This window comes from Hymenobacter coccineus (assembly GCF_001816125.1).
Taxonomy (GTDB): domain Bacteria; phylum Bacteroidota; class Bacteroidia; order Cytophagales; family Hymenobacteraceae; genus Hymenobacter; species Hymenobacter coccineus.
In genome coordinates this window covers 1-6,097 of the sequence record NZ_MDZA01000132.1, presented here as the reverse complement: position 1 = coordinate 6,097, position 6,097 = coordinate 1, and the positions used below count along the sequence as shown (strand labels likewise).

The window sequence follows — 6,097 nt, the reverse complement described above, 5'->3', positions numbered from 1 at the left end:
CAGCCGCCGGCGGGCCCCGCACCAGCCCGGCCGGTTTCTGTCGCCGCTCGTGCTCAGCATTGCCCGCGAGGAAGGCGTGAGCATGAGCGCGTTGGAATACCTGCCCGGCACGGGCAAGGAAAACCGCGTCACCAAGAAAGACATCCTCGATTACGTAGCGGCCGGCAAGCCTTCGCTGGTGCCGCAGGCCCCGGTAGCTGCGCAGCCCGCCCCGCTGGAGCCCGAGCCAGTGCCGGCCAAGGCGGCCCCCGCCGCCATAGCAGCCCCGGCCCCCGCGCCGGCACCGGCCCCCACCGCCAGCAACCAAGCCCCGGCAGCCAAGCCCGCGCCCAGCGTGAGCGGCGGCCAAGAGCTGATTGAGATGGATCGGATGCGCAAGATGATTGCCCAGCGGATGGTCGACTCGGTGCGTATCGCGCCGCACGTCACCAGCTTCGTGGAGGCCGACGTGACGGAGCTGGTGAACTGGCGCAACAAGCACAAGGACGCCTACAAGAAGCGCGAGGGCGAAAACCTCACCTTCACGCCCCTCTTCATCCAGGCCGTGGCCCGCGCCATCCAGGACTTCCCGAACATCAACGTATCGGTGGACGGCGACTACATCATCAAGAAAAAGGACATCAACATCGGCATTGCCGTGGCACTGCCCAGCGGCAACCTCATCGTGCCGGTCATTCACAAAGCCGACCAGCTCAACCTCAACGGCCTGAGCAAGAAGGTAAACGACCTGGCCAACCGCGCCCGCACCAACAAGCTCACGCCCGCCGACCTCGAAGGCGGCACCTACACGCTCAGCAACGTGGGCTCGTTTGGTAACCTCATGGGCACGCCCATTATCATGCAGCCGCAGGTGGCCATCATGGCCGTGGGGGCCATCAAAAAGAAGCCCGCCGTGATTGAGACGCCCCAGGGCGACCTCATCGGCGTGCGCCAGTTCATGTTCCTGAGCCACAGCTACGACCACCGCGTGGTCGACGGCTCGCTCGGCGGCATGTTCGTGCGCAAAGTGGCCGATTACCTCGAGCAGTTCGACCCCAATACGACCATCTAACCCAACGGCCCCGGGCGGCCGTGCCCGGGGCCCCATTGCTATGCGAAACATCCTCACCATTGGGGCCCTGGTGCTGGCGCTGGGCATCATCGCCTTCCTCTACCAGCAGCTAAGCGCCGCCGAAACCGCCCTAAAAGTGGCCGAACAGCGCTTCGCCGATTGCGAGATAGTCACCTTCCAACTGCAAAACCAGCTGGCCCAGCAGCAGAAACACGCCGGTGCCGGCGTGGCGCCGCGCCCCCCGCAATAAGTGCTTTGGCACCCCGTAAAAAAAGGCCGCCGTCTAAATAGACGGCGGCCTTTTTTTACGGGGTGCCGGGCAAGCTAAATTGCTTTTAGCGCCTGCTCCAGGGCCCCTATTTTGGCTTCGGCGTCGGCCAGCTTCTGCCGCTCGCGCTCCAGCACGTCGGGCTTGGCGTTGGCTGCGAACTTCTCATTGCCCAGCTTCTTCTGCACCGACTCGCGGAAGCCCTGGGCGTAGGCCAGCTCCTTTTCGAGGCGGGCGCGCTCGGCGGCCACGTCGATCTGGCCTTCAAGCGGAATGAAGAACTCGCTGCTGCCTTGCACGAAGCTCACTGCGCCGGCCGGGCCCGCGTCGGCAAAGTCCAGCGCCTCCAGGTTGCCGAGCTTGCGCAGCACGCCCTCATAAGCCGTGAACAGCGCGGGCTCGTCGGTTTTGATGACCAAGACCAGGGGCTTATTGGGCCCCAGGTTTTTCTGGTTGCGCACGGCGCGGATACCGGCCACCACGGCCAGGGCCTTGTCCATCTCGCTCAGCAGCAGGGCACTGTCAATGGGCGGGGTGGGCTTAGGCCAGTGCGCCACGGTTACGTACTCGCGGGGGCCCCGGTCGGCCAGCTCGTGCCACAGTTCCTCCGTGATGAAGGGCATGAACGGGTGCAGCAGCTTGAGCAGCGCTTCGAAGTAGGCCGTGGTGTGGCGCAGGGTTTCGGCGTCGATGGGCTGCTGGTAGGCGGGCTTTACCATTTCCAGGTAGTGGGCGCAGAAGTCGTCCCACACCAGCTTGTACACCGCCAGCAGCGCGTCGGAAATGCGAAACTTCTCAAAGTGGTCGTCGATTTCGGCCGTGGCCGCCGCCAGCCGGGCCCCAAACCAGGCCACCGGTTTGTCGTGCACGAAAGGTAGGGCCGCGTCGGGGGCCCAGCCCTTCACCAGCCGGAAGGCGTTCCAGAGCTTGTTAGCAAAGTTGCGGCCCTGCTCCACCAGCTTCTCGTCGTAGAGCAAATCGTTGCCGGCAGGGGCCGAAAACAGCATCCCAGTCCGCACGCCGTCGGCCCCAAACTGCGCGATGAGGTCGAGCGGGTCAGGCGAGTTGCCGAGCTGCTTACTCATCTTGCGGCCCTGGGTGTCGCGCACGATGCCGGTGAGGTACACGTTGCGGAACGGCACCTCCTGGCGGAATTCCAGCCCGGCCATGATCATCCGCGCCACCCAGAAAAACAGAATGTCGGGGCCCGTCACCAAATCGTTGGTCGGGTAGAAATAGTTAACGTCGGCGTTGTCCGGGTCCTCAAATCCGTCGAACACCGAGATGGGCCACAGCCACGACGAAAACCACGTGTCGAGCACATCCTCGTCCTGTCGCAAGTCGCTTATTTCCAGCGCAGCGTTGCCGCTTTGCTCACGCGCTAGTTCAAGTGCTTCAACGGCCGAGAGAGCTACCACAAACGAGCCATCGGGCAGGTAGTAGGCGGGGATTTGCTGGCCCCACCAGAGCTGCCGCGAGATGCACCAGTCGCGCACGTTTTCCATCCACGCCCGGTAGGTGTTCTTGAACTTGGCAGGGTGCAGGCGCACCGTGTCGTTCTCCACTACCTCCAGGGCGGGCTTGGCCATGTGCTCCATTTTCAGGAACCACTGCATGCTCAGCTTGGGCTCAATCACGGCCTTGGTGCGCTCCGAGGTTTGCACGATGCTGGCGTACTCCTCCGTTTTCACGAGCAAGCCGGCGGCCTCCAGATCCTTCACGATGTTGCGGCGGGCCGCGAACCGGTCCTGGCCCACGTACAGCTCGGCCTTCTCGTTGAGCGTGCCGTTGTCGTTGAGGATGTCGATGGTGGGCAGGTTGTGCTTCTGGCCCAGGTTATAGTCGTTCAGGTCGTGGGCCGGCGTCACCTTCAGGGCCCCGGTGCCGAAGTCCGTCAATACGTACTCGTCCTGAATGATCGGAATGTCGCGGCCCAGCAGCGGGATGCGCACGCGTTGCCCGGCCAGGTCAGCGTAGCGCTCATCGGTCGGGTTCACCGCCACGGCCACGTCGGCCATTATGGTTTCGGGGCGCGAGGTGGCCACCGTCAGGAAGCGGCCGGGCTGGCCTACCACCTCGTAGTTGAGGTAGTACATCTTGGCCACCACGTCCTTCGGAATCACTTCCTCGTCCGAAATGGCGGTGCCACCCAGCGGGTCCCAGTTCACCATGCGCACGCCGCGATAAATCAGGCCCTTGCGGTACAAGTCCACGAACACGCGGAGCACAGCCTCGGTCAGCTTGGGCTCCATGGTGAAGCGCGTGCGGTCCCAATCGCACGAGGCCCCCAGCTGCTTGAGCTGCTCCAGGATGATGCCGCCGTACTTGTCCTTCCAGGCAAAAGCGTGCTCCAGGAACTGCTCGCGGGTCAGGTCTTTTTTCTCGATGCCTTGCTCTTTGAGCAGGGCCACCACCTTGGCCTCGGTGGCGATGCTGGCGTGGTCGGTGCCGGGCACCCAGCACGCTTCCTTGCCCTGCATGCGGGCGCGGCGCACCAGCACGTCCTGAATGGTATTGTTCAGCATGTGCCCCATGTGGAGCACGCCCGTCACGTTCGGCGGCGGAATCACCACGGTGTAGGGCGTCTTTTTGGGGTTGGCACTGGCCTTAAAAAAGCCCTGCTCCTGCCACCGCTGGTACCATTTGGCTTCAACGTCGGCGGGCGAGTACGTGGTTTTGGTGGGGTTCATCGGTAATGGGTATTTCGGCAAAGGTAAGTTTTAGGGCCCCGGGGGCCACAAAAAAGCCGCTCCCGGCAAGGCAGCGGCTGATTCGGGTTGGGCCGGGCCCCGGCGCTTACGCGGCCAGGTGCAGCCAGGCTTTCTTTTCGAGCAGCCGCTCGCGGGTTTCGCGCAGGTCGGGGTCGTCCACGCAGCAGTCGACGGGGCACACGGCGGCGCACTGCGGCTCCTCGTGGAAGCCGACGCACTCCGTGCACTTGTCCGACACGATGTAGTAGTACTCGTCGGACACCGGCGTCTGGGGGGCAACGCCCGATACGGTGGCGCCGTCGGCGGTTTCCACTTGCTTCAGGGTGGTGCCGTCGGCCCAGCGCCACTGCGCGCCGCCTTCGTAGATGGCGTTGTTGGGGCATTCCGGCTCGCAGGCACCACAGTTGATGCACTCGTCGGTTATCATGATGGCCATGGGGCGTCGCGGGTCAAATAGAAAGAAAGGAAACCAAAAGGGAACGGGGCGCTTTACGTAAAAGCGGGGCCCCCGGCCGTGTAGCGGGGCCCACAAATTTACGCACCAAGCGCCGCTTTCCCGCGCCGCGCCCCAATTTTACGGCTTCTTCGCCGCTCTCTTTTCGCATGAACCATTCCGAACGCCTGGCCGCCTTTGTGGCCCTGGGCCACCGCCTCACCGCCCTCTCCCCCGACGAGCTCACCGAACTGGCCGCCCGCGCCCGCAACCAAAACCCCTGGTTCGACCGGCCCAACGTGGCCGCCGCCCTCGCCGGCATCGCCCACTTGCTGGAGCCCGGGGCCCTGGCCCAGTGGGCCGCCCGCTACCCGCCCGAGCCCACCGCCGTGCGCCAGATAGGCGTGGTGATGGCCGGCAACATTCCACTGGTGGGCTTCCACGACGCACTGTGCGTGTTGCTGAGTGGCCACGTGCTACTAGCCAAACTCAGCGCGTCCGACACGTTTTTGATGACGTGGATTTTAAATGAACTTCCCCAAATTGAGACAAGGTTTACCAAATTCGTCCAAATCGTGCCCCGCTTGAACGCGGCCGACGCCTTTATCGCGACGGGTTCGGATAATACCTCCCGGTATTTCGAATTTTATTTTGGCAAGAAACCCAACCTTATCCGGCGCAACCGCACAAGCTTAGCCGTACTTACGGGCCACGAAACCGACGCCGAACTGGCCTATTTGGGGCCCGACATATTCCAGTACTACGGCCTGGGCTGCCGCAACGTAAGCAAGCTATACGTGCCTGAAAATTACGATTTTACGCCCTTGCTTGACGCTTTGCAGATTTGCAGCGGCGTGCTGAACCACCACAAGTACCAGAACAACTACGACTATAACAAGAGCATTTTACTGGTCAACGCTGTGCCGCACTTTGACGCTGGCTTTCTGTTGGTTACGCCCAACACCGCCTTGGTGTCGCCCATCTCAGTTTTGCACTATGCGGAGTATGCCCAGGAAATCGACTTGGTGGACCAGCTCACCGATGTGGCCCCGCGCCTTCAGTGCGTGGTATCGGCCGGCGGGCGGTGGGCCGGCAGCGTACCGTTTGGGCGGGCCCAGCAGCCGGGCGTGGCCGACTACGCCGATGGCGTGGACACAATGGCCTTTCTGGCGACGGAATTGCTTTAGGCAGGGCAGCTGGCCCAGTGGCCGGCTGTGTTGTCCTTAATCATCCGCCGCCATGTATCCCGCCCCAACCCTCGCCCCCATTCAGGCCCCCGAGTTGTTCGCGCGAATGCGCTTCGCCGAGGCCGACGTTCTGCCCACCGCCGCCGAGCGCTGCCGCCGCGCCACCGAGGCCGCCCGCGCCGCCATCTTAGGAAACACCTACCGCGACAAACTTGCCGTGTCTTTCCGTACCGCCGACGGAGCTTTGCACCGCCTCCAAACCTGCGTATGGGCCGTCGACGGTGACTACGTGGTGCTGCAAACCGGCATGGCCTTGCCCCTGCGCGCCGTATTGGGCATCGAGTTCTGCTAAATAAGGCGGCCCATTTGCTTACCGTCGCTTATTGACCAAGCAGCTGGCCGTTCACTAAAAAGGTGGGGCTGCACGACTGTCACGGTCACCTTTGT

The 6,097-nt window shown here is 63.2% G+C and carries 6 protein-coding genes; 4 read left to right on the top strand and 2 right to left on the bottom strand.

Annotated features, from left to right (window positions below; translation table 11 throughout):
* A partial coding sequence (locus BEN49_RS09625) for a dihydrolipoamide acetyltransferase family protein (protein WP_070742811.1) occupies window positions 1–1,051 on the top strand: 1,051 nt, incomplete at its 5' end.
* Window positions 1,052–1,091: 40 nt separating this feature from the next.
* Window positions 1,092–1,301: a hypothetical protein gene (locus BEN49_RS09620; protein ID WP_070742810.1), complete on the top strand. Its 210-nt coding sequence runs from the start codon at window positions 1,092–1,094 to the stop codon at window positions 1,299–1,301.
* A gap of 74 nt (window positions 1,302–1,375) precedes the next feature.
* Here the strand turns inward: BEN49_RS09620 and BEN49_RS09615 are convergent, their stop codons facing one another.
* Window positions 1,376–4,009: a valine--tRNA ligase gene (locus BEN49_RS09615; RefSeq protein WP_070742809.1), complete on the bottom strand. Its 2,634-nt coding sequence runs from the start codon at window positions 4,007–4,009 to the stop codon at window positions 1,376–1,378.
* A 106-nt stretch (window positions 4,010–4,115) separates the two neighbouring features.
* Window positions 4,116–4,466 (bottom strand): 4Fe-4S dicluster domain-containing protein, encoded by a 351-nt coding sequence (locus BEN49_RS09610; protein WP_070742808.1) that lies wholly within the window; start codon window positions 4,464–4,466, stop codon window positions 4,116–4,118.
* A 167-nt stretch (window positions 4,467–4,633) separates the two neighbouring features.
* Here BEN49_RS09610 and BEN49_RS09605 point away from each other — a divergent pair, with 167 nt between their 5' ends.
* Window positions 4,634–5,650: an aldehyde dehydrogenase family protein gene (locus BEN49_RS09605; protein ID WP_070742807.1), complete on the top strand. Its 1,017-nt coding sequence runs from the start codon at window positions 4,634–4,636 to the stop codon at window positions 5,648–5,650.
* 52 nt (window positions 5,651–5,702) lie between these two features.
* Window positions 5,703–6,002 carry a hypothetical protein gene (locus BEN49_RS26305; protein ID WP_070742806.1) on the top strand — a complete coding sequence of 100 codons (300 nt, stop codon included), beginning with the start codon at window positions 5,703–5,705 and terminating at the stop codon, window positions 6,000–6,002.
* The last annotated feature ends 95 nt before the right edge of the window (window positions 6,003–6,097 follow it).